25 protein-coding genes are annotated in these 24847 nt (G+C 72.2%); 12 read left to right on the top strand and 13 right to left on the bottom strand.

Annotated features, from left to right (window positions below):
- Positions 1-11 precede the first annotated feature (11 nt).
- Positions 12-407, top strand: coding sequence for a low molecular weight phosphatase family protein (locus JYK18_RS24890; protein ID WP_206805430.1), 396 nt, complete (start codon positions 12-14; stop codon positions 405-407).
- On the opposite strand, the gene JYK18_RS24885 is transcribed toward JYK18_RS24890, so the two are convergent.
- On the bottom strand, positions 290-1666 hold the full coding sequence (locus JYK18_RS24885) for an FAD-dependent oxidoreductase (protein ID WP_206805428.1): 1377 nt from the start codon (positions 1664-1666) through the stop codon (positions 290-292). The genes JYK18_RS24890 and JYK18_RS24885 overlap by 118 nt on opposite strands.
- A gap of 101 nt (positions 1667-1767) precedes the next feature.
- On the opposite strand from JYK18_RS24885, the gene JYK18_RS24880 reads away from it, so the two are divergent.
- Positions 1768-2601 (top strand): metalloregulator ArsR/SmtB family transcription factor, encoded by an 834-nt coding sequence (locus JYK18_RS24880; protein WP_206805417.1) that lies wholly within the window; start codon positions 1768-1770, stop codon positions 2599-2601.
- Between the two features lie 3 nt (positions 2602-2604).
- Here the strand turns inward: JYK18_RS24880 and JYK18_RS24875 are convergent, their stop codons facing one another.
- The gene (locus tag JYK18_RS24875) at positions 2605-3213 is read right to left on the bottom strand and encodes a TetR/AcrR family transcriptional regulator (protein WP_206805407.1); all 609 of its coding nucleotides are present in this window, start codon (positions 3211-3213) and stop codon (positions 2605-2607) included.
- A 67-nt stretch (positions 3214-3280) separates the two neighbouring features.
- On the opposite strand from JYK18_RS24875, the gene JYK18_RS24870 reads away from it, so the two are divergent.
- Positions 3281-3688: a RidA family protein gene (locus JYK18_RS24870; protein ID WP_206805404.1), complete on the top strand. Its 408-nt coding sequence runs from the start codon at positions 3281-3283 to the stop codon at positions 3686-3688.
- A gap of 92 nt (positions 3689-3780) precedes the next feature.
- Positions 3781-4191: a YkvA family protein gene (locus JYK18_RS24865; protein ID WP_206805402.1), complete on the top strand. Its 411-nt coding sequence runs from the start codon at positions 3781-3783 to the stop codon at positions 4189-4191.
- Here JYK18_RS24865 and JYK18_RS24860 read toward each other — a convergent pair.
- On the bottom strand, positions 4184-6886 hold the full coding sequence (locus tag JYK18_RS24860; RefSeq protein WP_206805400.1) for a BTAD domain-containing putative transcriptional regulator: 2703 nt from the start codon (positions 6884-6886) through the stop codon (positions 4184-4186). The two genes, JYK18_RS24865 and JYK18_RS24860, sit on opposite strands and share 8 nt — an antisense overlap.
- Before the next feature lie 124 nt (positions 6887-7010).
- Positions 7011-7652, bottom strand: coding sequence for a TetR/AcrR family transcriptional regulator (locus tag JYK18_RS24855; protein ID WP_206805398.1), 642 nt, complete (start codon positions 7650-7652; stop codon positions 7011-7013).
- Between the two features lie 71 nt (positions 7653-7723).
- Between JYK18_RS24855 and JYK18_RS24850 the strand changes: the two genes are divergently transcribed.
- Positions 7724-9004, top strand: a complete 1281-nt coding sequence (locus JYK18_RS24850; protein ID WP_206805397.1) for an MFS transporter — start codon at positions 7724-7726, stop codon at positions 9002-9004.
- Here the strand turns inward: JYK18_RS24850 and JYK18_RS24845 are convergent.
- The 7 genes from JYK18_RS24845 to JYK18_RS24815 are packed head-to-tail and all read right to left on the bottom strand — an operon-like array spanning position 8958 to position 15174.
- Positions 8958-9674: a GNAT family N-acetyltransferase gene (locus JYK18_RS24845; RefSeq protein ID WP_206805395.1), complete on the bottom strand. Its 717-nt coding sequence runs from the start codon at positions 9672-9674 to the stop codon at positions 8958-8960. The two genes, JYK18_RS24850 and JYK18_RS24845, sit on opposite strands and share 47 nt — an antisense overlap.
- Positions 9675-9686: 12 nt before the next feature.
- Entirely contained in the window at positions 9687-10667 is a 981-nt protein-coding gene (locus JYK18_RS24840; RefSeq protein ID WP_206805386.1) for an LLM class flavin-dependent oxidoreductase, read from the bottom strand.
- A gap of 23 nt (positions 10668-10690) precedes the next feature.
- On the bottom strand, positions 10691-11311 hold the full coding sequence (locus JYK18_RS24835; protein WP_206805384.1) for a VOC family protein: 621 nt from the start codon (positions 11309-11311) through the stop codon (positions 10691-10693).
- Positions 11308-12633 carry an amidohydrolase gene (locus JYK18_RS24830; RefSeq protein WP_206805381.1) on the bottom strand — a complete coding sequence of 442 codons (1326 nt, stop codon included), beginning with the start codon at positions 12631-12633 and terminating at the stop codon, positions 11308-11310. The genes JYK18_RS24835 and JYK18_RS24830 overlap by 4 nt, the downstream gene beginning before the upstream one ends.
- Entirely contained in the window at positions 12630-13382 is a 753-nt protein-coding gene (locus JYK18_RS24825) for an ABC transporter ATP-binding protein (protein ID WP_206805379.1), read from the bottom strand. The genes JYK18_RS24830 and JYK18_RS24825 overlap by 4 nt, the downstream gene beginning before the upstream one ends.
- Positions 13379-14356 carry an ABC transporter substrate-binding protein gene (locus tag JYK18_RS24820; protein ID WP_206805377.1) on the bottom strand — a complete coding sequence of 326 codons (978 nt, stop codon included), beginning with the start codon at positions 14354-14356 and terminating at the stop codon, positions 13379-13381. Before JYK18_RS24820 ends, JYK18_RS24825 begins: the two co-directional genes overlap by 4 nt.
- A 32-nt stretch (positions 14357-14388) precedes the next feature.
- Complete coding sequence (locus JYK18_RS24815; RefSeq protein ID WP_206805376.1) at positions 14389-15174, bottom strand: ABC transporter permease; 786 nt, start codon at positions 15172-15174, stop codon at positions 14389-14391.
- A 170-nt stretch (positions 15175-15344) separates the two neighbouring features.
- Between JYK18_RS24815 and JYK18_RS24810 the strand changes: the two genes are divergently transcribed.
- From JYK18_RS24810 to JYK18_RS24800, 3 genes are all read left to right on the top strand, one after another.
- Entirely contained in the window at positions 15345-16028 is a 684-nt protein-coding gene (locus tag JYK18_RS24810) for a GntR family transcriptional regulator (protein ID WP_242582053.1), read from the top strand.
- A 449-nt stretch (positions 16029-16477) separates the two neighbouring features.
- Entirely contained in the window at positions 16478-17236 is a 759-nt protein-coding gene (locus JYK18_RS24805) for an ABC transporter ATP-binding protein (RefSeq protein ID WP_206805374.1), read from the top strand.
- A gap of 3 nt (positions 17237-17239) precedes the next feature.
- On the top strand, positions 17240-18577 hold the full coding sequence (locus tag JYK18_RS24800) for an FtsX-like permease family protein (RefSeq protein WP_307796043.1): 1338 nt from the start codon (positions 17240-17242) through the stop codon (positions 18575-18577).
- Here the strand turns inward: JYK18_RS24800 and JYK18_RS24795 are convergent.
- Complete coding sequence (locus tag JYK18_RS24795; RefSeq protein WP_206805371.1) at positions 18567-19736, bottom strand: M20/M25/M40 family metallo-hydrolase; 1170 nt, start codon at positions 19734-19736, stop codon at positions 18567-18569. The two genes, JYK18_RS24800 and JYK18_RS24795, sit on opposite strands and share 11 nt — an antisense overlap.
- A 62-nt stretch (positions 19737-19798) precedes the next feature.
- Here JYK18_RS24795 and JYK18_RS24790 point away from each other — a divergent pair, with 62 nt between their 5' ends.
- From JYK18_RS24790 to JYK18_RS24775, 4 genes are all read left to right on the top strand, one after another.
- The gene (locus JYK18_RS24790; protein ID WP_206805369.1) at positions 19799-20380 is read left to right on the top strand and encodes a helix-turn-helix domain-containing protein; all 582 of its coding nucleotides are present in this window, start codon (positions 19799-19801) and stop codon (positions 20378-20380) included.
- A 68-nt stretch (positions 20381-20448) separates the two neighbouring features.
- Positions 20449-20781: a hypothetical protein gene (locus tag JYK18_RS24785; RefSeq protein WP_206805361.1), complete on the top strand. Its 333-nt coding sequence runs from the start codon at positions 20449-20451 to the stop codon at positions 20779-20781.
- Between the two features lie 116 nt (positions 20782-20897).
- Positions 20898-23762: a DUF6531 domain-containing protein gene (locus JYK18_RS24780; protein WP_206805360.1), complete on the top strand. Its 2865-nt coding sequence runs from the start codon at positions 20898-20900 to the stop codon at positions 23760-23762.
- A gap of 10 nt (positions 23763-23772) precedes the next feature.
- The gene (locus JYK18_RS24775; RefSeq protein ID WP_206805358.1) at positions 23773-24399 is read left to right on the top strand and encodes a TIGR03085 family metal-binding protein; all 627 of its coding nucleotides are present in this window, start codon (positions 23773-23775) and stop codon (positions 24397-24399) included.
- Here the strand turns inward: JYK18_RS24775 and JYK18_RS24770 are convergent.
- Positions 24383-24808 carry a MarR family winged helix-turn-helix transcriptional regulator gene (locus JYK18_RS24770; RefSeq protein ID WP_206805349.1) on the bottom strand — a complete coding sequence of 142 codons (426 nt, stop codon included), beginning with the start codon at positions 24806-24808 and terminating at the stop codon, positions 24383-24385. The genes JYK18_RS24775 and JYK18_RS24770 overlap by 17 nt on opposite strands.
- Between the last annotated feature and the right edge of the window lie 39 nt (positions 24809-24847).

The raw sequence follows: 24847 nt of genomic DNA, 5'->3' as shown, positions 1-24847 counted from the left end.
GGAGGAACCCCATGCCCGAAGTCCTTTTTGTCTGCGTGCACAACGCCGGACGGTCGCAGATGGCGGCCGCGCTCCTGCGGCACCACGCGCTCGGCCGGGTCGCCGTGCGTTCGGCGGGTTCCGCGCCCGCGGCTTCGGTCAATCCCGCCGCGGCCGAGGCGCTGGCCGAGTGGGGACTGGACATCACCGACGGGGTGCCGATGAAACTGTCCACAGAGGACGTCGAAGCCGCGGACGTGGTGATCACCATGGGCTGCGGCGACACCTGCCCGGTGTTCCCCGGCAAGCGCTACCTGGACTGGGAGCTGGCGGATCCGGCGGGCCGGTCGGTCGAGGACGTACGCCCCATCCGCGACGAGATCGACAGGAGGGTGCGCGGGTTGCTGGCCGAACTGCTCGACGGCTGAGCCCCGCAACAGCCACCGCCGTCGGGTTCGGCGTCGAACACCCCGGATCCGCCGCACACCCCGGTTTCCGGCAGCACCAGCTCGACGCGTTCGGCGGCGTCCTGATCCCCGGCCAGCGCGGCGGCGATGCTGCGCACCTGCTCGTACCCGGTCATCGCCAGGAACGTCGGCGCCCGGCCGTAGCTCTTCATCCCGGCCAGGAACACGCCCGGCTCCGGCTGCGCCAGCTCCTTGACCCCGTGCGGGTACACCGTGCCGCACGAATGCACGTTCGGATCGATCAGCGGGGCGAGCCGCACCGGCGCCTGCAACCGGGCATCCAGTTCGAGGCGCAGCTCGGAGAGCCACGACAGGTCCGGCCGGAACCCGGTCAGCGCCAGCACTTCGTCGATCCCCTCGACGCGTTCCCCCTGACCTGAAACCAAAGTGAGCCCGGGTTCGACGGCTTCGACCCGGAAGCCGGTGATCGCCCGCACCCGGCCGTCGCGGGCCGCCTGCTTCGCGCGCAGGCCGAGCGCTCCCCGTGCCGGGAGTTCGTCCGCCTCACCGCCGCCGAAGACGTTGCCGACCTCGCCGCGGCGCAGGATCCAGCTGATCCTCGTGTCCTCCAGCTGCACGAGCGCGACCAGCGCGGTCAACGCCGAATGCCCGCTCCCGGCGATGGCCACGTGCTTGCCCGCGTACCGCGCACGCACCTCCGGGTCGTCCAGATCCGGGACCCGGTAAGCGATCCGGTCGGCGGCGGCCCGTTCACCGAGTGCGGGCAAGCCGTCCCCACCCAGCGGGTTCGGGCCGGTCCACGTGCCCGACGCGTCGATCAGCGCCCGGGCGGTGACCCGCCGCTCGGCGCCGTCGGCCTCGCGGAGGTGCACGGTCAGCGGCTCGCTGTCGCGCCCGGCGTCGACGACTCGATCCCGGCCGCGGCGGGCGGCGCCGACCACCTCGACTCCACAGTGGACTCGTTCGCCCAGCGCCGCCGCCAGTGGCCGCAGGTACTCCGCCGCCCACTGGGCACCGGTCGGGTACACCCCGCCCTCGGGGCGCGACCAGCCGGTCGGCGCCAGCAACCGCTCGGCGGCCGGGGCCACCAGTTCGGACCACGGCGAGAACAACCGCACGTGGTGCCACTGCGCCACCGCCGCGCCCGCCTGCTCCCCGCGCTCGAACACCAGCGGCTCGAGCCCGCGTTCGAGCAGTTCCGCCGCAGCCGCCAAGCCCACCGGCCCCGCTCCGACCACCACCACCGGCTCTTCGCCCATGCCCGGTCACCCTTCTATCGATGCTCGTCGATGCAATGCCGAGCACAGTATCGACGGCCATCGATTGACGCAACCATCGATGCACGTCGATAATGTCCGGCATGACGCTCGCCCCCGACCTGCCGGTGCTGCCGGCCACCGAAGCCACCACCTACGCGGAGTGGTTCTCCTGCCTGGCCGAGCCGACCCGCGTGCGCCTGCTGCACACGGTGGCCGCGGCACCGGACGGGGTCACCGTCGGCGAGCTGACCGAGGCGCTCGGCATCAGCCAGTCGACCTGCTCGCACCACGTCCGCAAGCTCGCCGATATCGGGTTCGTGCGGCTGCGCCGGGAGCGCACCGCCACCGTCGTCACGGTCAACCCCGCCTGCTGCACCGGCTTCCCCCAGGCCGCCGACGCGGTGATGGGCCTGCTCCCGCCGCGCCCGTGCTGCCCGAGCGACCTGCCCGCCGACATCACCGTGCGCGCCATGACCGACGACGACTGGGACGCCGTGCGGCGCATCTACGGTGAAGGCATCGAGACCGGCATCGCCACCTTCGAAACCACCGTGCCCAGCCGGAAATCGCTGGACGCGCACTGGCTGCCGAACCACCGCTGGGTCGCCCTGCTCGACAGCGAGGTGGTCGGCTGGACCGCCGCCGCGCCGGTGTCCACAAGGGACTGCTACACCGGCGTCGCCGAGACCTCAGTCTACGTCGACGCCCGGTTCCGCGGCCGCGGTGTCGGGAAAGCCTTGCTGCACAAGCAGGTCACCGCCGCCGACCGCGACGGCCTCTGGACCCTGCAAACCGCCGTCTTCACCGAGAACCGCACCAGCATCGGGCTGCACCAGTCCGCCGGGTACCGGACCGTCGGCGTCCGCGAACGCATCGCCGAACGCGACGGCGTCTGGCACGACACCCTGCTCCTCGAACGCCGGAACTCGCGGTAGGGCCTACGGCAACGCCCAGCCGCGCTCGATCGAGGCGCGGCAGGCGGCGGGGTCGTCGCCCAGGCTGACGTACAGCGCGGCCAGCATCGGCGCGCCGTGGTCGAGGGTCTCGCGGGGCAGCGGGCCGCCCGCCACCAGGGAGACCAGGCCGTGGCCGATGGACCAGGTCTGGATCGCCAGGTCCAGCGGTACGACCCCGGTGTCGAAACGGCCCGCCTGACGGCCGCGGTCGGCGGCCTGGACCAGGTACTCCAGCGTGGCGTCCGCCGCCCCGAGGTCCTCCAGCTCGAAGTTCGCGTCGAACATCACCCGGTACAGGTCGGGGTGGTCCAGCGCGTTGCGGAGGTAGGCGGCCATCAGCGCGGCCAGGTCGCGGACCGGGTCGGCGGACAGCTCCACCGCGGCGAACCTCGCCGCCAGCCGGGTGAAGCCCTCCTGCCGCAGGGCCTGCCACATGCCGTCCATGCTGCCGAAATGGGTGTACACGGCCATCGTCGACACGGCCGTGCCCGCCACCAGCGAGCGCAGCGTGATCGGCTCGCGGGTGCGGAGCATCTGCGCGGCCCGTTCGATCAGCAGGGTGCGCACCGCTGGATCCTTCGACCTGGCCATCGGCTCAGGTTACATAACATAGCTTTGCTATAGAATGGGTCACCAACTTACCCCGAGGAGTCAGAACATGGCCGTCAACCTGGTCAACCCCGCCGGACTGCCGAAGGTCGACCTCTACCGGCAGGTGTCGATCGCGTCCGGGTCGAAGCTGGTCTTCATCGCCGGGCAGGTCGCCCGCGACGCCGACGGCGGCAAGGTCGGCGAAGGTGATTTCGCCGCCCAGGTCGAGCAGTGCTACCTCAACCTCGGCACCGCGCTGGCCGAGGCGGGCGCCACCTTCGACGATGTGGTGAAGCTGACCCTGTACGTGGTCGACTGGACCCCGGAGAAGATGCCGTTGTTCGCCGAAGGCCTGGCCAGGGCGTCGGCGAAGCTCGGTGTCACGCCGTCGGCGCCGCTGACCGGCATCGGTGTCGCCGCGCTGGCCGAGCCCGACCTCATGGTCGAGATCGAGGCCACCGCCGTCGTCGACTGACCGGGCGCTGTGAAGGTGGCTTTCACTGCCGATTCTGCTGTGAAAGCCACATTCACCGCATCCGGTGGCGCGGTTGACGCAGGATGGGGCGGGTGACCGACTCCTTCTGGTGGGACCTGCTGCTCGGTGTGGGCGCCGCGCTGCTGGTCACCTGGCTGGTGCTGGTCGCCGTGCTGGTGGTCGTCCGGCCACGCGGCGGCCTGCTCGCCGAGGCCCTGCGCCTGCTGCCCGACGTCCTGCGCCTGCTGCGCCGCCTCGCCGCCGACCGCGACCTCCCCCGCGGCGTCCGCGTCCGCCTGCTGCTCCTGATGGCCTACCTCGCGCTGCCGATCGACCTGGTGCCCGACTTCATCCCGGTACTCGGGTACGCCGACGACGCGATCATCGTCACCGCCACCCTGCGCGGGGTCGTGCGCCGCGCCGGGCTCGACGCGGTGCGGCGGCACTGGCCGGGCACCGACGACGGCTTCACCGCGTTGAGCCGCCTCTGCGGCCTCAGCTGACCCGCTGCTCGAGACGGTCCACATCGGACTGCCGGTGCTGGTCGCGGAACATCGACAGCGCCGTGCCCAGGCTGGACCGCGCGCGTTCCGCGTGCCCGGCCGCGGCCAGGCTGTCGGCCAGCCGTTCCAGCGTGTCGGCGTAGTCGTAGGCGGCCCCGGCGTCCTCGAACCCGGCGAGCGCCGCTTCGTAGTACGGGATCGCGTCGTCGTACCGGCCGCCGAGGTGGGCGATGTAGGCGAGGCTGTCCAGCGTCCGCGCCTCGGCGTCGCGGTCCCCGTGCCGGCGGCAGATCTCCAGCGCGTCCTCGCACCACCGCTGCGCCCGCGTGAGATCCCCGACCTTCGCCGCGTACCAGCCCGCCTGGTTGAGGGCGTGTGCTTCCCGCATCGGCACGCCGAGTTCCCGCAGGATGTCCAGCGCGCTGATCCCGTGGTGCAACGCGGTGGCGTCGTCGCCGTGCCGTTCACGGACCCAGGCGAGGGCCTGGTGCACGTTGGCTTCGGCGGAAACGTCGGCCGACTCGCGGCTCAGGGTCAACGCGTCGTCGAGGTGGCGTTCCGATTCGGCGAGTTCACCGGCGCGAGCGAGCGCGGCACCGAGCCGCCACGCCGCCAGCGCGCGCTGACCGGGTTCGTCGGCGGCGGCCAGCGCTGCCCGCCACACCGCGAGCTGGTCTTCGAAGTGCCCTTGCCGCCGCTGGAACGTGTCCAGCGCCCAGGCCAGCCGCAGCACCGCCGGGGTGAGGCCCAGGCGCGCGGCCGCGTCCTGCGCCGCCAGCAGGCTGGGGTACTCGGTGGTCAGCCAGGACAACGCCGTCGCCTCGTCCGTGATGGCCGGGTCCGGCTCGGCCGGTCCGACCGCGGCCGGGGTTTCGTACGGGTACAGCACGTTTTCCGCCGCCAGCCCGGATTTCGCGTAGGCGTCGATCACCCGTCCCAGGGCCGGCGCCACCTCGTCCGGGTACTCGGCCTCGGCCCGCTCGGCGGCGTAGGTCCGGACCAGGTCGTGCATCCGGTACCGGCCGGGCGCGTGCTGGCGCACCAGGTGCACGGTTTCCAGGTGCCGCACCAGTTCCCGCACCCGCGGCACGGGCAGGGCGAGCAACGCGGCGACCGCGGGCAGGCCGATGTCCGGGCCCGGCGCGACCCCCAGCAACGCGAACGCCCTGGCGGCTTCCGGCGGTAGCACCCGGTACGAGGTGGTGAACACCGCGCGCAGGCTCGTGCTCGCCTCCCCCGCGTCCCAGCCCTCCGCCGCCCGCAGTTCCACGACCAGCGCGTCGAGCGGGAAGCCGGGGTGCACGGTGGCGCGGGCGGCGACGAGGCCCAGTGCCAGCGGCAGTCCGGCACACCACCGCAGCAGGTCCTCGACGGCCTCCGGTTCCTCGCGCAGCCGTTGCTCCGCCAGGTGGCGCGCGAGCAGCTCCCGCGCGTCGTCGTCAGGCAGCACTTCCAGGTCCAGCAAGGGAAAACCGTGACCGGCGGCGAGGCCGGTGAGCCGGTGGCGGCTGGTGATGAGCACCGTGCAACCGCCGTTGCCGGGCAGCAGCGGGAGCACCTGCTCGGCGTCACGCGCGTTGTCCAGCACCACCAGCATCCGCTTGCCCGCCACCAAGCTCCGGTAGAGCGCGGCCTGCGCGTCGGGTTCGGCGGGCGCGGAACCCGCGGGCACCCCGAGCGCTTCGAGGAACCGGCGCAGCACCGCCGACGGGGACACCGGCGGCCCGGCCGGATCGAACCCGCGCAGGTCGGCGTGCAGTTGCCCGTCCGGGAAGCGGTCGAGCGCGCGGTGGGCCCAGTGCAAAACGAGCGTGCTCTTCCCGACCCCGGCCGCGCCGACGACCGCCAGCGCGGGCGCGTCCCCCGCCGCCAGCGCCTTGTCCATCCTGGCGAGCTGGTCGGCCCGGCCGGCGAACAGGCGCGAGACCGAGGGCAGCTGACGCGGGGTGGGCGTGCGCGTGGCGACCGCCTGCTCGCCTTCGAGCACCTGCTGGTGCAGTTTCCGCAGCAGCGGACCGGGATCGGCGCCCAGTTCCTCGGCGAGCCGGTGCCGGATCTCCTGGTAGCGGCCGAGCGCGTCGGCCTGCCTGCCGGAGCGGTAGAGCGCGAGCATGAGCTGCCCGGCCAGGCGTTCGTCGAGCGGGTGCTCGGCGGACAGCGCCGGGAGTTCGGCCACCAGCGCGTCGTGCCCGCCCAGGCGCAGGGCGAGGTCGTTGCGGTGCAGCACCGCCTGCCAGCGCTCCTGTTCCAGGGTCCGGCGCACGGATTCGACCCACTCGCCGTCCACCCCGCCGAGCGCCTGCCCGCGCCACAGCGCGAGCGCGGATTCCACCTGTGCCAGCGCTTCCTCGTCCCCCAGTGCCGCCGCACCGCGCACCAGCGACCGGAACCGGTGCAGGTCGACGGAGTCCTCGTCGACGGGCAGCAGATAACCCCCGGCCGTGCGGTCGATGCCCGCGTGCACCTCGCCCAGCGCCTGCCGCAACCGGTAGAGGTAGCCGTAGAGGGTGTTGCGGGCCTGGCGCGGCGGGCGCTCGCCCCAGACGCGCTCGATCAGCACGTCCAGCGCCTGCGGCCGGTTGGGCTCGACCAGGAGCGCCGCCAGCACGCACCGCTGGCGCGCGTGGCCGAGGTCGACCGCGACACCTCCCGCCTGAGCCCGGACCTCACCCAGCAAGCCGAACTCCACGGACATCCGCCACCCCGCGATCCCAGACCGATCCCAGAATTATCCCAGCACACCGGAGCACACTGCCCCGCTCATCGCCGACCGTACTTGAAACGTTTCGAGGGGTAGCCAGCCGAACGGCCGCGGTGGTTCAGTTCGTCTCGCGGCGGATGGCACCGATCAGCAGGTCCAGTTCGGCGTCGAAGACCTGGTCGCTGGTCACCTCGCGCAGGTGCGGCAGCAGCGCCTTCAACCGCGGCGCGCGATCACCGGATTCGGCCGCGGCGAACACTTCCGCGTTGCGGTGCGGGGTGGTCGGGTCGCCGTTGGCCTCGCGGTGCGCGCGGCCGAGCACGAGGTCGATGGTGATCAGGTAGAACCGCGCCGCACTCGCTTCGGACAGCCCGGCGGCGGTGAGCACCGAGGCGATGGTCTCGGCGACCCGCAGCCCGCCCGGTCCGGCGTTGCCGCGCGTCATGATGCGCTCGGCGAATCCGGGGTAGGCGCGCAGTTCCCGCCGCATGCCGTGCGCGAGCAGGCGCAGCCGCTCCTCCCACGGCCCGCGCAGCGCCTCCTCCGGGATCACGTGCTTCTCCGCGATCTCGTTCGCGACCAGGTCCAGCAGCGCTTCCTTGTCCGGCACGTGCCGGTACAACGCCATCCGCGAGGCGCCGACCTCGGTGGCCAGCCGCCGGATGGTGAGCGCGGCGAGCCCCTCCCGGCGCGCGAGGTCCAGCGCGGCGCCGATGATCTGCGCCCGTTCCAGGCTGCCCCACGGGCGACGGTCGGTCACCCGCGCAGCATACTTGCGGACGCTGTCCGCACGTGTTTAGGTGAGCCTTACTTGACCCACTGGGAGGGCTCATGCGCACGACTCTCGCCGCGGCGCTGGCCGCCGCCTTCGCGGCGAGCACCACGCAGACGATCGTGATCGCGGCGCTACCGGCGTTCGCGGGCCAGTTCGGCGTGCCCGGCACCGTGGTGCCCTGGGCGCTGACCGCGTTCATGCTGGCCAGCGCGGTCGCCACGCCGATCGCCGGACGGCTCGGCGACCTGTTCGGCTACCGCCGGATCGCCTTGGCGTGCCTCGGTTCCTTCACCGCGGGCCTGCTGCTCTGCGCGCTGGCGGACTCGTTCCCGCTGCTGCTCGCCGGGCGGGTGCTGACCGGGGTGGCGGGCGGGTTGTTCCCGCTCGCCTTCGGGCTGGTGCGCCGCGCGGTGCCGGCGGACCGGCTGCCGGGTGCGGTCGCGCTGCTCTCGGCGATCTTCGGCATCGGCGGTGCCGCGGGCATGCTCGCCGCGGGCCCGCTGCTCACCTTCGGCACGAGCTGGCTGTTCTGGCCGTTGCTGGCACTCGCACTGGTCGCGTTCGCGCTGGTCCTGTCGTTGCCTGCCGACGTGAGCGCGGGCGGTGGCCAGGTCGACTCGGCTGGTGCCGCGTTGCTCGGTGGCGCGCTGACCGCGTTGCTGCTCGGCATCAGCCAGGCGAAGTCCTGGGGCACCGGGCCTTCGCTCGGTTTGTTCGCGCTCGCGGTGGTGCTCTTCGCCGGGTTCGCCGCGGTGGAGGCACGCACGCGGCAGCCACTGGTCGACCTCCGGCTGCTCGGCAGCCGCGGCATGGCGGTGACGAACCTGACCACGGTGGTGGTCGCCGCGGCCATGTTCGGTGTGGTCACGCTGATCCCGCCGCTGGTGCCGCAGCACCGGATCGCGGTCGCGCTGCTGCCGATGGTCGTGCTGATGCTGGCCGCCGTCCCGGTCGCGGCCCGGCTCGGCGGTCGGCGGGCGGTGCGCGCGGGAGCCGCGCTGGGCATCGTTTCCAGTGCCGCACTGGTGTTCGCGCACGACGAGCTGTGGCAGATCTGCGTGGCCGGGCTGTTCCTCGGCGCCGGGCACGGGCTCGCGTTCGCCGCGTTCGGCCCGCTCGTGGTGGACGCGGTCGACGCCGGCCGGACCGGGATGGCCACCGGCGTCAACACGATCGCCAGGACCGCGGGTGGCGCGGTCGGCGCCCAGGTGGCCGCGGTGCTCGTGGCGGAGGGAAGTTACGCCACGGCCTTCGTCACCTTCGCCGTGGTCGGCGCGGGCGCGCTGGCCCTCACGTTCGCGCTTCCGTCCGCCAAGCTGACCGCCGGTGCAAGGTGAAACCGGCCGCGGCGAGGTTGGCCGCGCTCACCGAGCCGGGCCGCGCGGTCGCCACCGCCAGCGTGCACCCCGCCTCCGCCGCGACCGCGAGGCGGTGCCGCAACAGGCACGGCTGCGCGCCACGCCCGCGGTGGGCGGGCAACGTCGACGCCCCACCGAGCACGGCGACGTCGTCGTGCACGGTCATACCCGCCGCGGCGATCGGCTCGCCGTCCTCGACCACGAGGAACCGCCGCAGGGCCGGGATCGAGTGCTCGGCCGCGATGTACGCGCCGACCACTCCGCTCACCTGGTAGCCCGCCAGCAGCACGTCGAGGAACTCGTCACCGGCTTCGACCACACTCGCCTCGGACTGCTCACCTTCCAGCGGTCGGACGGCCAGCAGCCGGTCGCCTGCCCGCGTCATCCCGGGCAGTGCGAGATCGGCGGAGGCCACCGCGGTCAGGCCCTCGGCCTGTGCCAGTTCCACCGCGGCGGCCGTGTTTTCCCGCGAAATCCCGGAAACCGTGGAGAGGAAGCTCAGTTCGGGATCCGTGGCCAGCACCGCCAGCAGGCCCGCTTCCGCCCACACCCGGAAGCGGCCGGGCACCCCGGCCTCGCGTGCCGCCGCGCAGGCCAGCCCCGCGCGGTGGTGCAGTGCCCGTTCCGCCCTGCTCAGCTCCGACGTCATGCCCCCAGCATGTCAGCGCCCGAGTTCCAGGCGGGGAATGACCTCCTCGACCAGGATCTTGAGCTGGCGCCGCCAGTCCCACGAGGTGATGCGCAGGGTGACCTCGGTGGCGCCGTCGGCGTAGAGCGCGTTGATGTCGGCGGCGGCCTGCTCCGGGGTGCCGGTGGCCGTCCAGTGCCGGGTGTCCTCGCGGCTGAACACCGGTCCGTAGTACTCGCCGAGGAAGCGGTAGCTCTCCTCGTAGGCCTCTTCACGATCCGGGGTCAGGTTGAGGTTGTGGTAGGCCGAAACCCCGAACTTCTCCGGGTCCCGGCCCTCTTCGACCAGGAACTCCTTGATCGCGGGCAGGTTCACGGTCAGGTGCTCGGGGCTCTTGCGCGTGGTCATCCAGCCGTCGGCGATGCGCGCCACCCGGCGCAGCGCGCGCTTGGCCAGCGGTTGCGGCGCCGGGTTCGACGCGATGTAGACCGGCGGCGGGGACTGCACCGGCTTCGGCAGCAGTGTTACGTCCTCGAACGAGGTGAACTCCCCTTCGAAGGTCACGTTTTCCTCCGTCCACAAGCGACGGATGATCTCGGTGTTCTCCTCCAGACGCGCGGCCCGCGACCGGTCGGTGACACCGTAGATCGCACCTTCGCGGGCCGAAGCGTCGTTCGCCTTGACGATGCCGGTGCACACGGCCAGCAGCATCCGCCCCTGCGACAGCTGGTCGAGCGTGGCCCACTGGCCGGCGAACAGCAGCGGGTCGCGCACCGGGAAGCTGGCCAGGCAGCCCACCGCGAGCCGGACCCGGCTGGTCACCGCGGCCAGCGAGCCGAACAACGCGATCGCCTCCGGCCGCGGTTTCGCCAGCAGGCTGTCCCCGATCCAGACGGAATCGAACAAGCCGGTTTCGTCGGCGTAGTGCCCGGTTTCGACGAGTTCGCTCAGGCTGAGCACGTCGAAGAAGGCACCGCGCTGGGGCAGCGTGAGGCCGATCTGCCGCTGGGTCATGGGAAGTCCTTCCGTCGTCCGCGTCAGCGGAGGGTGATCCGGCCGTTCGGGGTGTCGAGCACGGCTTCCAGCGCCGGCGTGCCCTCGGTGAGGTCGAGTTCGACGTCGAGCGCGTCGAGCGCACCCCGGACGGCGTCGGGGTCGGGATGCGTGCCGCGCAACGAAACCAGCGGCAGCACCGGCAGGTCGTTCGTGGTCGGGTGCGGGGCGTCGAGCCAGTCGATCAGCGCCGGGGCCAGTCCGCCGAAGCGGTCACCGCGGTTGGGCGTGAGCCGCCACTCCAGCAGCGTGCCCTCGGGCGTGCGCCGCGAAAGCGGGCCGATGTCACCGGGGTCGTAGCCGAGTTTCCGCGCCTGGGCCACGGTGTGCTCGATGTCGGCGGGCCGGACCACCCAGGCGGCGAGCTTCGGGCCGGTCAGCCGGTCGATGCCGAAGGTGGCCGGTTTCGGGGCCCGCGGGTCGTCCGGGCCGATCAGTTCGAGGTAGGCGTTGCCGCCGAGCCCGGTGAGGTAGTTCCGGGTGCCGCGGCCGACGTGCCTGCCGCCGAGCACCGGGGCGACCCCTGCCTGCTCGGTGAACGACGCGACCAGCGCGTCGATGTCGGGCCCGGCGTAGACCAGGTGGTCGAGCAGTGGTTCGGTCATCCTGCGCTGCCTTTCGGGGTGCCAAGGGCGTCGGCGAGGCGCAACCGCCCGCCGGCGCGGTCGAATTCGGCGCGGGCGTCGGCCCGCAGCCGTTCGTCGGACAGGAAGTCGGCCGCCGTGGCGGCGATGCCCGCCGCGGCGTCGTGCACCGCGGTGACGCCGGTTTCGGCGGCCGCGTGGGTGGCGAACTCGGCCGTGTGGTTGGCGACCCCGCGCGGCGCGATCGCGATGATCGGGTGGATCGACGGCACGAAAACGCTGACGTTGCCCATGTCGGTGGAGGCCACCTCGTCGGCGGGCCGGGCCGAGGCGGGCAGCACCTTGCGCCGCGAAGCCAGGTTCACCGCGTACCGGGCTTCGAGCACGTCGTTGGCGCGCAGGGGAAGGTACGCGGGTGCGTTGTCCCAGCTGACCTCCGCCACCGTGCCGGTCGCGCTCGCCGCCGCGTGCAGGATCGCGTCGACCCTGGTGTGCAGGTCGGCGAGGGTGTCCAGGGCGAGCGAGCGCACATAGAACACCGCCGACGCGGTTTCCGGCACCACGTTGGGCGCCTGCCCGCCGTCGGTGATGATGCCGTGCACCTTGTCCGAGGGCAGGATGTGCTGGCGCAGCTGGGAAATTCCGTTGTACGCGGTGACCACGGCGTCGAGTGCGTTGACGCCCCAGTGCGGGCCGGTGGCCGAATGCGCGGCCAGGCCGCGGTAGGTGACGGCCACCTGCCGGAACCCCAGCGACCGGCTGCCCGCGACGTCGATGTTGCCGGGGTGGACCATCAGCGCGAAGTCGATCTCGTCGAACCCGCCCGCGTCGAGGATCCGCTGCTTGCCGCCGCCCCCTTCCTCGGCGGGCGTGCCGATCAGCTCGACCGTGCCTTCGTCCAGAACGTGCGCCAGGGCGAGGAAAGCACCGACCGCGCTGGCGGCGATGATGTTGTGGCCGCAGGCGTGCCCGATGCCGGGCAGCGCGTCGTATTCGGCGACCACGCCGATGCGCGGCCCGCCCTTCCCGGCGACCGCACGGATCGCCGTCGGGAGGCCGTAGGCACCTACCTCCGCGGGGATTCCGTGTTCCCGCACCAGTTTCGCGATCGCCGCCGCCGCGTGGTGTTCGGCGTAGGCGAGTTCGGGGTGGGCGTGGAGGTCCAGCGACAACGCGGTGAGGTCGTCGCGGAGTTCACCGAGCCGGTCGGTGAGCCGGCCGATCGTCTCGGCGGGTGCGCCGGTGTGCGGTGAGGTGGCCGCGGGGGTCGCGGCGAGTTCCTCCGCCAGCTCCCGCTGCCGCCGCTGCCGGAGGCCGGGATAGGGCTGCCTGGGGGTGCTCATGGTGCGTGCTGCTCCTGTGTTCCTTCGATGTGGGCGTAGATCTCCTGGCGCAGTGCCGCGAGCGCCGGGTCGTCGAGCGCACGCGGTCTCGGCTCGGTCAGCTCCCACGTCCGCGCGATGCGACCCGGTCCCGGGGTCAGCAGCACGATGCGGTCGGCGAGCACGAGCGCCTCGGCGACGTCATGCGTGACGAAGACGACCGTGCGCCGGTCGTCGGACCACAGGCGGAGCAGGTCCCGCTGCAACTGCAACCGGGTGAGGTGGTCGACCGCGCCGAACGGCTCGTCCATCAGCAGCACCTCGGGCCGCGTCGCCAGCGCCCTGGCGATGCCGACGCGCTGGCGCATCCCGCCGGAGAGCTGCCTCGGGTACCGGCTGCCCGCGTCGGGCAGGCCGACCAGTTCCAGGTGCTCGCGGGCGACGGTGCGCCGTTGCGCCTTGGGCATTCCGGCCAGTTCGAGGCCGAGTTCGACGTTGCGGGCAACGGTGCGCCACGGGAAGAGCGACGGGTCCTGGAACACCACGCCGATGCGGTCGTCCGGGCCGGTGATCTCCCTGTCCGCCAGCCGGACCGTGCCTTCGGTGGCCGGTTGGAGCCCGGCCATGATTTCCAGCATCGTGCTCTTGCCGCACCCGCTGCGCCCGAGCAGCACCACGAACTCGCCCTCGTCGACGGTGAGGTCGATGCCGTCGAGCGCGGGTGTGTCGTCGAAGGTCTTGGTGACGCCGGAGACCGCGAACCCGCTCAACGCAACTCCTCCGCACTCGGCAGGAACGAACTGTCGACCACGTCGGTGGTGTCGTACACGGTGTCCTGGAAACCCAGTTCCCGCTGGATCTCCTGGGTTTCGCGCAACGCGTTCGTGTCCACTTCGGGGCGGTTCTCCCAGATCGGGTCCTCGCGGCGCAGCGCGTTGTCCTCGACCTCGGCGGGTACCTTGATCTGTGAGACGGCGTAGTCGCGGAACTCGGCCTGGTTCTGCTTGGCGTAGACCGCGGACCGGAAGTACGCCTTGAGGAACTTCTTGACCACGTCGGGGTTCTGCTGGGCGAACTGGGCCGAGGTGATCTCGACGCCGGTGTGGAAGTTCGGCAGGTAGTCCCAGCCCTTGGCGAGCAGCGTGCCGACGCCGGTGGACTCAGCGAGCGAGACGAACGGCTCGTGGATGATCGTCGCGTCCACCTGGCCGCTTTCCAGTGCGGCGTAGGCGGGTTGGTAGGCGCCGGTGGGGATGAGCGTCACCTCGGACTCGCTGATCCCGTTCTGCTTCAGGATGTACCGCGTGTAGACCTCCATGCCGGAGCCCTTGCGGCCGATGCCGATCTTCTTGCCCTTGAGGTCGGCCAGCGTCTTCGCATTCGGGCCGCCGATGAGGTAGAACGGCCCCTTCGTCCGGTACATCGAGGACACGATCCGGATCGGCGCGGACTTCCCGGCGGCGATCACCGCGGAGGTGGTGTCGGAGTCGGCGATCTGGACGTCGCCGCTGCTGACCAGGCCCACCGGGTCCTGCGCCTCGACGAAGGTCACGTCGAGGCCCTCCTCGGCGAAGAAACCCTTCTCCTTGCCGAATTTCGCGGGCAGGCCGCTCGGACCGGCGAAGGAGGCGTAGGTGAGCTTGACCAGACCGTCGGCGGTGCGCTCGACGTCCGCCGCGCAGCCGGTGAGCACCAGCGCCGCCGCCAGTGCGCCCGCGGCCAGTTTTTTCGTCGTGCGGAACATGTCGGGAATGCCTCCTGGTTCGGGGAAAGCGCTCAGCGCAACCGGGTCTGCCGGAGCCGCCACTTGAGGAACACCCGTCGTTCCAGCTGGTCGATCAGCGTGACGCCGACGACCGAGACGAGGGTGATGAGGATGATCAGGGCGAACGCCTTCGGTGTGTCGTAGAGCGAGGTGGCCTCGGTCAATCCGTTGCCCAGTCCCGCCTTCGACGCGACCATCTCGCCGAAGATCGCGCCGACCAGCGCCGCGGCCGCCTCGACCCGCAGCGCGGCGAAGATGGTCGGGACGGCCGAGGGGAGCACCACCTTGGTGATCACCTGCACCCGGCTGGCGCGGAAGGAGCGCGCCACCTTGAGGTGTTCGGCCGCGGTCTGCTTCACCCCGGCGATGGTGTTGTAGACGATCGGGAAGAAGCAGAACAGGAAGACGATGATCACCTTGTGGCCGAGGCCGAGGCCGAACCACAGGGTCAGCAGCGGGATCACGGTCACCTTGGGCACCGCCATCAGCGCGGCGAGGAACGGGCGGAAGAACTCCTCGGCGAGCGGGACCAGTGCCAGGAAGAGACCGAAGAGGATGCCCGCGGCCACGGCGAGCAGGTAACCGGCGAGGAACTCCTGCAGGGTCACCGCGAGGTTGCCGTAGAAGCCGTCGTCGCCGGCGAGCAGACCGGTCAGTTCACCGAAGACGTCGGTGGGCGCGGGCAGGTACAGGCTCGACACCACGCCGCCGCGGACCAGCGCTTCGCAGAGCACCAGGACCCCGGCGAGCAGGGCGAGCTGCCCGGCCAGCAGTCCGGTCCGGCGGGGTGTTGGCATGGCGCGCTCCGTCACTCGGCTGACCGCGGCCGGCTGGCTCGCGTGTGATCGAGTCTTGGTCGGCGAGTGTGTTCATGTCAACGACTTGTGTATCCATTCCGGTATGTGGACACCGGGGAAAATGCCGCTTTGACCACGCATCAGGCGGCGGAACGTATACGCTTTTGTCCATGATGCGACCAGATGACACCGCGAGCGCGCAGTACCAGCGGCTGCGCGGCATGATCCTCGAGCGTGAGCTGCCGCCGGGGTCCGTGCTGATGGAAACCCCGCTCTCGCAACGCCTCGGCGTCTCGCGGACGCCGGTGCGCGAGGCGCTCGCCCGGCTGGCCCAGGAGGGCCTGATCACCCGGCGCACGCGGGGTTATGTGGTGCACGAGCTGACGCCGGAGGAGATCCTGGAGGTGTTCGACACCCGGATCGTGCTGGAGCGGGCGATCACCGAACGGGCCGCCACCGCCGCCGGGGAGTTGCAGCTGGCCCGGCTCGAAGACCTGACCGATGAGCTGGACCAGCTGATCCGGGAGCTGTGGGCAGCGGACGAGCCGGCCGCGGCGGACATCCGGGCGCGAATCCGCCCGCTGAACGTGGCGTGGCACGAAGCTTTGCGCGCGTGTGGCAACAACCGGACGATGTCGCGCCTGCTGGAACAGGTGCTGGATGTGCAGCGGATCTACAACCCGCTGATGCACCAGCACAACACGGAGGAGATCGCGCTGGGGCAGCGGCAGCACCGGGACATCGTCACCGCCCTGCGCCGCCGCGACCCGGCGGCCGCCGACCAGGCCATGGCCGATCACCTGGGCACGGTCCGGCGCAGCAAGATCGCCGAGTTCACCCGCAACCGCCACTGACCGGCAGCGGGCACGCCACCCGCGCACGCCAGGTGGCCACGGCACGACCCGGCCAGAGGCGCCGAAACCACCGGCGGTGCCCAGGTGCCCCCGCGCCCATTGCACCTCCCACGACTAACCCACCCGACGCCCGCCGAGCAGCCCCGGGAGCTCGGAGGCTCGGAGGCCACAGTGTCCGGTAGCCCACTGGCCCACTGGTTCAGTGGCCCGCTGGTTCAGTGGCTGGGTGGCCAGGTGGCTCAGTGGTCTAGTGGCTGAGCCACTTGTCCACTAAGCCACTCAACCACGCCCACCGAACTACGCCCCACCGAACCATGCGCCACCAAAGCCGCGCCACCCGAACCGGGCCCCGGTAGGGCTGTCCTCACCGTGCGCACGGGGGAACGCCCCATGGCCGCCACCTCCCGCCCTTCGTAGCGTTGCCGCATCCAAGTGGGAGGGGCAGCACGATGGACCAAAGACCGGCGCTTCGGCTCGTCGGGGTGAGCAGAACCTATGGCACACCCGAAAACCCCGTGCACGCCTTACGCAACGCCACGCTCACCCTGGCCCCCGCGACCTTCACCGCGGTGATGGGCCCCTCCGGCTCGGGCAAGAGCACGCTCCTCCACTGCGCGGCCGGGCTCGACCAGCCCAGCGGCGGCGAGGTGTTCATCGACGGCACCCCGCTCACCCACGGCACCGAGACCGCCATGACGAAGTTCCGCCGGTCCCGCGTCGGCTTCGTGTTCCAGCAGTTCAACCTCCTGCCCACGCTCACCGTCTGGCAGAACACCACGCTCCCCCTTCGCCTGGCGGGCAAGAAGATCGACGACACCTTCGTCCGGGAAGTGCTGGTGCGCACCGGACTCGGCGACCGCCTGGACCACCGCCCGCCCGAACTGTCCGGCGGCCAACAGCAACGCGTCGCGATCGCGCGCGCCCTCGTTGCCCGCCCCCACCTGATCTTCGCCGACGAGCCGACCGGCGCGCTCGACACCCACACCGCCAGCGAGGTGCTCGCCCTGCTCGCCGACGCCGTGCACGTCCTGGGCCAGACCGTGGTCATGGTCACCCACGACCCGGTCGCCGCCGCCTACGCCGATTCGGTCGTGTTCCTCGCCGACGGCCGGATCGTCGACCACCTGCACCGCCCCAGCGCGAAGGACGTCGCCGAGTTGATGACCCACCTGGGCGCCCGCCGGCACACCATCGCGGCGGGTGAGTGAGCCGTGTTCTTCCTCGCCCTGCGCTCACTCCGCTACCGCACCGGCGGCTTCGTCGCCAGCTTCCTCGCGCTGTTCCTCGGCGCCTTCATCCTGATGACCTTCGCGTCCATGATGGACACCGCCGCCGGCGTCGACGAAACCTCGGCCCGCACGCTGAACCTGGTCGCCGCGGTGGTCGGCGGCTGGGGCCTGATCATCGTCGCCTTCGCCGTCGGTTCCACGCTCACCCTCCTGGTGCGCCAGCGAAACCGGGAAATGGCGCTGCTGCGCAGCATCGGCGCCACCCCCGCGCAAACCGTGCGGCTCATCGCCGGGGAAACGGCGGTGATCGCCGCGGTGGCCGGATTGCTGGCGATCGTGCCCGCGGCGTTCAGCGGCGAAGTCCTGCTGCGCCTGCTGATCGACACCGGTCAGGTCGCGCCCGGCGCGGAGCACCGGTTCGGCGTACTGGCGCTGACCATCGGGCTCGGCATCACGCTCACCGCGGCCGTGCTCGCCGCGGTGGTGGCGGCCCGCCGCGCGGCCGTGGTGTCCGCGCGCCAGGCGATGCTCGCGGTGACCGCGAACCCGCGCATGAGCCGGAAACGGGTCGTGCTCGGGGTGCTGCTCCTGCTGGCCGGGCTGAACTGCGGGGTGCTGACCGCGACGGTGTTCAAGGACGGCGGCCTGGAGGTGATGGCCGTCGCCGGGCAGGCGGTGATCCTGTCTTCGATCGGGCTCGCGGTCCTCTCGCCCGCGCTGGCCCGCGCGGTACTGGCCGTGGTCGGCACCCCCGTGCGCACGCTGACCGGCGTCGGCGGCTACCTGACCGTGCTCACCGTCCGCCAGCGGACCCGGCAGTTCGCCGACGGCCTGATCGCGGTCATCCTGTTCACCGGCATCGCCACCGGAACCCTGTACCTGCAAGCGATCGAGAACTCGGCGAACGTGGTGCGGGCGCCGGAGCACCAGAGCATCGAGACACTGAACTTCGTCGTGGTCGGCATGATCGCGTTGTTCGCCGCGGTGATGGTGATCAACACCCTGGCCGCGGCGATCACCCACCGCCGCGCGGAGTTCGGCACGCAACGCCTCGCCGGCTCGACGCCGCCGCAGGTACTGGGCATGGTGAGCGTGGAGGGCACGCTGCTGGCGGTGACCGGCATCCTGTTCGGCTCGCTCGCCGCGGTGGCCGCCATCGTGCCGTACAGCATCCTGCGCACGGGTTCGGTGATCCCCGACCAGAGCCCGCTGATCTACGGGGTGATCGTCGCGATCGCCGCGCTGCTGACCCTCGGCACCGTTCTCGGCGCGGCCCGCCGCGCCATCCGGATCCCGGCGATCCAGGCGGTCAGCGGCTGAGCACCGTCGCCGCGTAGGACGCGTAGACGGCGGCGCACCGGTGCAGCGCGGCCTCGTCGACGTACTCGGCGGGGCCGTGCGACACGTCCAGGCGCCCGGCACCGTAGGCGAACGCCGGGATGCCGAGCTGGGCGTACCACCGGATGTCCAGGATGCCCTCGCACCGGTCGAACCGCGCCGGTGCGCCCTCGACCTCGCTGACGCACCGCGCCAGCGCGACCGCCGCCGGGTGCGCCCGCGAGGTGCCCGCGGCTGGCTGGAACTGGGTCACCTCGACCGACACATCGGCACCGATCTCCGCGGCGGCGGATTCGATGAGCCCGGTCAGGCGCTTCAACTCCGCGTCGAGGTCCTCCTCCGGCTGGTACCGGCTGTCGACGGTGAAGAACGCCGAGCCCGGCACCACGTTGAAGCTGGCCCCGCCGCCGGCCTGCCCGCCGACCACGACCATGGAGTCCCGCGCGGCCAGCTCCACCGCGTACGCCTCGACCGGCCGGGCCACGTGGAGCAGGTGCGCGAACGCGTTCACCCCGGTGTTCGCCTGGCCGACGTGTGCCTCGCGGCCCCGGACGTCGACCCGCAGCGAGATCGCCCCGCAGGCCTCGTGCCAGATCCGGCCGCCGCTCGGTTCGGCGGTCACCATGGCCACCGCGGCCGGGTCGATCAGCCCCGCCTCGCGCAGGTACCCGGCCCCCGCGACGCTGCCGGTTTCCTCGTCGCACACCAGGTGCAGCACGATCCGGCCGTCGCCGAGCAAGCCCAGCTCACGCGCCGCCGCGGCGCCGTAGAGCATGCTGACCAGGCCGCCCTTCATGTCCGCGGTGCCCCGGCCGATCAGCTTCCCGTCCCGGCGGACGAGGGTGAACTGACCGCGGTCCTGCACCGGGACGACGTCGAAGTGGCCGTGGAAGTACAGCAGCTTCTCCCCCGCGCCCGCGGTCCCGCGCACCACGGCCGGTTCCGCCAGCTCCCCCGACGGCGGCAGCTCGATGACCTCGGGCGCCAGCCCCAGGCGCGCCATCGCGTCACGCAGGACCCGCGCGCAGGTACCGAGGTCACGGCCCGGCGGGTTCTCCGTCTCGACCGCGACCAGGTCGGCAAGCAGGTCCGCCATCTCGTCGGCACGCGGCTCGAGCCAAGCCCGGATCGCGTCGTGCATCGGCGCTCCTTCGCGCTAGACTGCGTCACACAGAAGTTACGATACGTCCAATCTAGGGAACGATGGATACCCGGTCAACGTCGGCCGCCGCCGCGCGGCACCTCGCCGAGACGGTGCGCGGCCACCGCAAGGCGCACAACCAGTCGCTCGGCGAACTGAGCAGGCTCACCGGCCTGTCCAAGACCAGCCTCGCCCGGATCGAGGCGGGCGAAGGCAATCCGTCCCTGGAAACGCTGTGGCAACTGGGGCACGCGCTCGGGCTCAGCGTCGGGCAGTTGATCGAGCGGTCCGGCGCCGCGCCCGCCCGGCTCCAGCGCGCCGGCGAGGGCACGATCGTCGAGTCCACCGGCGGCATGCGCGGACGGCTGCTGCAGACCGACCACAGCCACCACCGCACCGAGGTCTTCGAACTGGTGCTGCCGCCCGGCTCGCGGTTCGAAAGCGACCCGCACGATCCGGGCACGCGGGAGCTCGTCCACTGCGTCGAAGGCACGGTGAGCTGCGGTCCCGCCGGGCACCTCCTCGACCTCGCACCGGGCGACACCGCGCACTTCGACGGCGCCGCGTCGCACGTCTACGCCGCCGGGCCGGACGGCGGCCGCGCGCTGCTGGTGATGAGCTATCCGCCCGATTCGGGCGGTTGACCGGAACGCCGTTCTCCCGCATGGTGCCCGCAGGCGACAGGGGTGTCGACCAGGCGGAAGGGGCCGGAATGATCAGGTTTTTCCGCGTCTGGAGCGGCCGCCACCCGGCCGTTGTCCGACCGGCCGCACAACGGCGGAACCCGATCTGCGGCTGGCCAGGGGTGATCTGCCCGGAACACGGGTTCGCGCTGGCCACCACCGCGGACTGGACCTGGTGCACCGTCGAGGACTGCGGGCGGTTTTGGCTGGGGAGCCACCGGAACGGCTGCACCGAACCGGCGTCGTCCCTGCTCACCGGCACCGAGGGCGGCGACCGGCTGCTGTGCGCGGCACACGCCGAGCGGTCCGCCCGCGAACTCGCCCCGCACCACCCCGGCACCCGGCACGAGCAGGCCGGCTGAACCGTCCACAGTGGATCCGAACGGCCGAGGGATGATCGGGCAACCATCAGCGACCGCTCGGGCACGCTCCGCACCCGGCTGTTGTCCCGGCGCCCGGGCTTGCCTTGACTACCAGCATGGCCAATCCCCTGTTCGCCGCGGCGCGCGAGCCGGTCGACGTGGCCACCGGGGAGGTGGTGCTGGCCCAGGCCGATCTCACCCTCACCGGCCGCCCGGACCTGGTCCTCCGGCGCTTCCACCGCTCGTCCTACCGCGCCGGCCGCTGGTTCGGCGCCTCCTGGGCGTCCACTGTGGACCAGCAACTGCTGGTCGACGAGCTGCACCTGCGCCTGTTCACCGCCGACGGCCGGATCCGCTGCTACCCGCACCCGACCGGCACCGAGGCCGTGCACCCGGTGACCGGCCCTGGCGACCCGCTGCGGCGGAGCGCGGACGGCCACCGCGTCGAAACCCCGGACGGCACCCTGCTGTTCGAACCGGGTGCCGAGCCCGGGGTCCGGCGCCTGCTCGCCATCGAGCACCCCGGCAGCCCACCGGCCACCATCGAGTACACCGAGAGCGGCGCGCCCGGTGTGCTGCGCGGCGCCGGTGGCCAGGAGGTCCGGTTCACCACCGCGGACGGCCGGATCACCGGGATCGACGTGCTCGGCGACGGCATCACCACCGCCGTGGTGCGCTTCGGCTACAACCGGCTCGGGCAGCTCGTGCAGGTGGCGAACGCCGGCGGCCCGCCGATGTCGTTCGACTACGACCTGAGCGACCGGCTCATCGGCTGGCAGGACCGCGTCGGCACCTGGTACCGCTACGCCTACGACCCCGGTAGCCGCTGCGTGCGGACCATCGGCGCCGACGGGTACTTCTCCGGCGCGTACACCTACGACGACGATCGCCGCGCCACCCGGCACACGGACGCGCTGGGCCACACCACCGAGTTCCGGTTCGACGAAGCGGGCAGGCTCACCGAGGAGGTCGACCCGCTCGGCGGCAGGCACGGCTACAGCTGGGACCAGCAGGGCAGGTTGTTCTCGCGCACCGACCCGCTGGGCCGGACCACGCTGTTCACCCACGACGACGAGGGGCTGACCGGGGTCATCCGGCCGGACGGATCGGTGCTCTCGTACACCTCGGGCGAACTGTCCACTCAGGACGGGACGGTGCGGGCTCGGACCGTCGTCGACCCGCTGACCGAGCCGATCGGCGTCGCCGCGCCCTGGCGTGCGGCCGCGCCGGACGACCCGTTCGCCAACGAGCCGCCAGACGCCGGGCCGGTCACCGAACGCGACGCCTTCGGCAGGCCGCGCACCACGAAGACGGCGTCCGGCGGCACGGTCGGGCTCGGCTGGACCGTGGCCGGGCATCGGGCGGTGCGGCAGGGCCCGCTGGGCAGGCGCGACGTGTGGCGGTTCGACGCCGAGGGCCAGCCGATCGAACACCGCGACGCGACCGGGCAGGTCTCACGACGGCACTACGGCCGGTTCGGCCTGCTCACCACCGAAATCGACGCCGATGGCGGGCGCACCACCTACACCTACGACGGCCGGGCGCGGCTGACCTCGGTGACCAATCCGGCCGGGCTGACCTGGCGCTACACCTACGATCCGGCGGGCAGGCCGATCGAGGAGGAGGACTTCGACGGCCGCCGGATCAGCTTCGACTACAACGAGGCAGGCCAGCTGACCCGGCTGACCAACGGCCTCGGCGAGGTCACCGAGTTCGGCTACGACCGGCTCGGCAACCTGGTGGAGCAGCGAACCGCCGAGGACACCGCCACCTACGCCTACGACCCGCTCGGCCGCCTGGTGCACGCGGCGAACCGCGATTCCGTGCTGGAGATCCGCCGGGACGCGCTCGGCCGCGTGCTCGCCGAGTCGATCAACGGCCACGAAGTGCGCTGGCGCTACGGCGAAACCGGGCCGCGCCGGCGCACACCGTCCGGTGTGGACAGTGCGTGGCGACCGGACGGCCTGACCTTCGCCGGGCACGAGATCCGGATCGAGCGCGACGCGGCCGGCCGGGAACGCACCCGGTTCGTCGACGGGCTCCGCGTGCTCGCGCAACGGTTCGACGCCGAGGACCAGCTCGTCGAGCAGCTGCTGGCCCACGGCGAGCAGGTGCTGAAGAAGCGCGAGTTCACCTACCGGATCGACGGGCGGCTGATCGCGATCGACGATTCGGCCGCCGGTCCGACCCGGCTCCGGCTCGACGCGCTCGGGCGGATCACCGAGAGCACCGGCCCGCGCGGCACCCTGCGGTACCGGTACGACACCGCGGGCAACATCACCAGGGCCGGCGCGGAGACCCGGACGTACCACCGCAACCAGCTGTTCGAGGCGGGCGGCACGCGGTACACCGCGGACCGGCAGGGCCGCGTCACCGAACGCCGGTCGGGGGATCGCGCGTGGACCTTCACCTGGGACCGGCTCGACCGGCTCACCGAGCTGACGACCCCGGACGGCGCGCGGTGGACGTACCTGTACGACGCGCTGGGCAGGCGGTTCGCGAAGCAGCGGTGGGCGTCCGGCACGGTGGTGGAGGAAACGCGCTTCGCCTGGAGCGGCACGGAGATCGTCGAACGGCTGACCCGCTCCGGCGGTACCCGGTCGGTGGTGACCCTGGCCCACGACCGGGACGGACGGCTGGTGGCGCAGTCCGGGCCCGACGCGTTCAGCTCGATCGTGACCGATGCCGACGGCGTGCCCACCGAGCTGCTCGACGACGACGGCACCCTGCGCTGGCAGGCCTCCGCCTGGGACGCGCCGTGCTGGGACGCCGACGCGGAAAGCGGGCTGCACTACCACTTCGACCGGTACTACGACCCGGAGGTCGAGCGGTACCTCAGCCAGGACCCGTTCGGCCTGCGGCCCGGCCCGAACCCGGTGGCCCGCCACCCGGCCGCCACCCGCGACTCCCCCAGCGTGGTGCCCCACCGGCCCGGGTCGGGGTACCAGCACGGCGCGGCCCGTTCGGCGAACGGCGGGTAGGGTCGCGGGCATGGGAGTTGCCGCTGACGAGCGTCGTGCGTTGTGCAGACTGTTCGAGGAGCTGGGGCCCGACGCGCCGACGTTGTGCGAGGGCTGGCGCACCCGGGACCTCGCCGCGCACCTGGTCGTGCGGGAGCACCGGCCCGACGCGGCCGCCGGGATCATGGTGCCCGCACTGGCTTCCCACACCGAATCCGTCCAGCGGCGGTACGCGGCCGAGCCGTGGGAGAAGCTGGTCGACCGGGTACGCTCCGGCCCGGCCTGGTTCTGGCCCACCCGCCTGCCCCCGCTCGACGAACTGGTCAACAGCGCCGAGTTCCTCGTCCACCACGAGGACGCGCGTCGTGGCCGGCCGGACTGGGAACCCCGTCCGGCCGACGCGGCACGGGACGCCGCCGCCTGGCGTTCGGTGCGGGCGATCGCGAAGCTCACCCTGCGCAACTCGCCGGTCGGGGTGCTCCTGCGCGCACCCGGTCACGGTGAAGTGGCCGCGAAAACCGGTCCCGGCACCGTCACCCTCACCGGCGCCCCGCTGGAAATCCTGCTCTTCGCCTTCGGCCGCGACGCCGTCCGCCTCGACTTCGAGGGCGAAGCCACCGCGATCGACCAGCTGAAGTCCCTCAGCCGAGGTCTTTAGCCAGCGCCTGCGCGGCACGCAGGAAGGCCGCCCGGTCGGCCGCGGGCAGCCCGGCCAGCAGTTCGTCCTCGTGCGCCTGGATCTGCTTCTGCGCGGCCCGCCGCCGCGCGCGCCCCTCGTCGGTGATCGCCAGCAGCCGCACCCGCCGGTCCGCCGGATCCGGGTCGCGGCTGATCAGGCCGTCCTCCTGCAGTTTGTCCAGCGTGCCGATGATCCGCGTCTTGTCCGCGCCGATCGCCCGCGCCAGCGCGGCCTGCGTGCGCACCGGGCTGTCGTCGAGCGCGCTCAGCACGACGTACCCCCACATGCTCAGGCCGTGCTCCGCCAGCACCGGCGCCTCGGCCGCCATCAGCCGCCGCATCAGGCCGCCGAGCATCGCCGCGAGGTCCGGCCGGGTGCGCTCCGCCATGCGCCGACCCTAACTCCTTGACGAATCATAAGCATGTGT

Origin of the sequence: Amycolatopsis sp. 195334CR, assembly GCF_017309385.1 — a bacterium.
Lineage (GTDB): Bacteria > Actinomycetota > Actinomycetes > Mycobacteriales > Pseudonocardiaceae > Amycolatopsis.
Note: the sequence above shows the minus strand (reverse complement) of the source record. Positions and strands in the feature narration are given on the sequence as shown.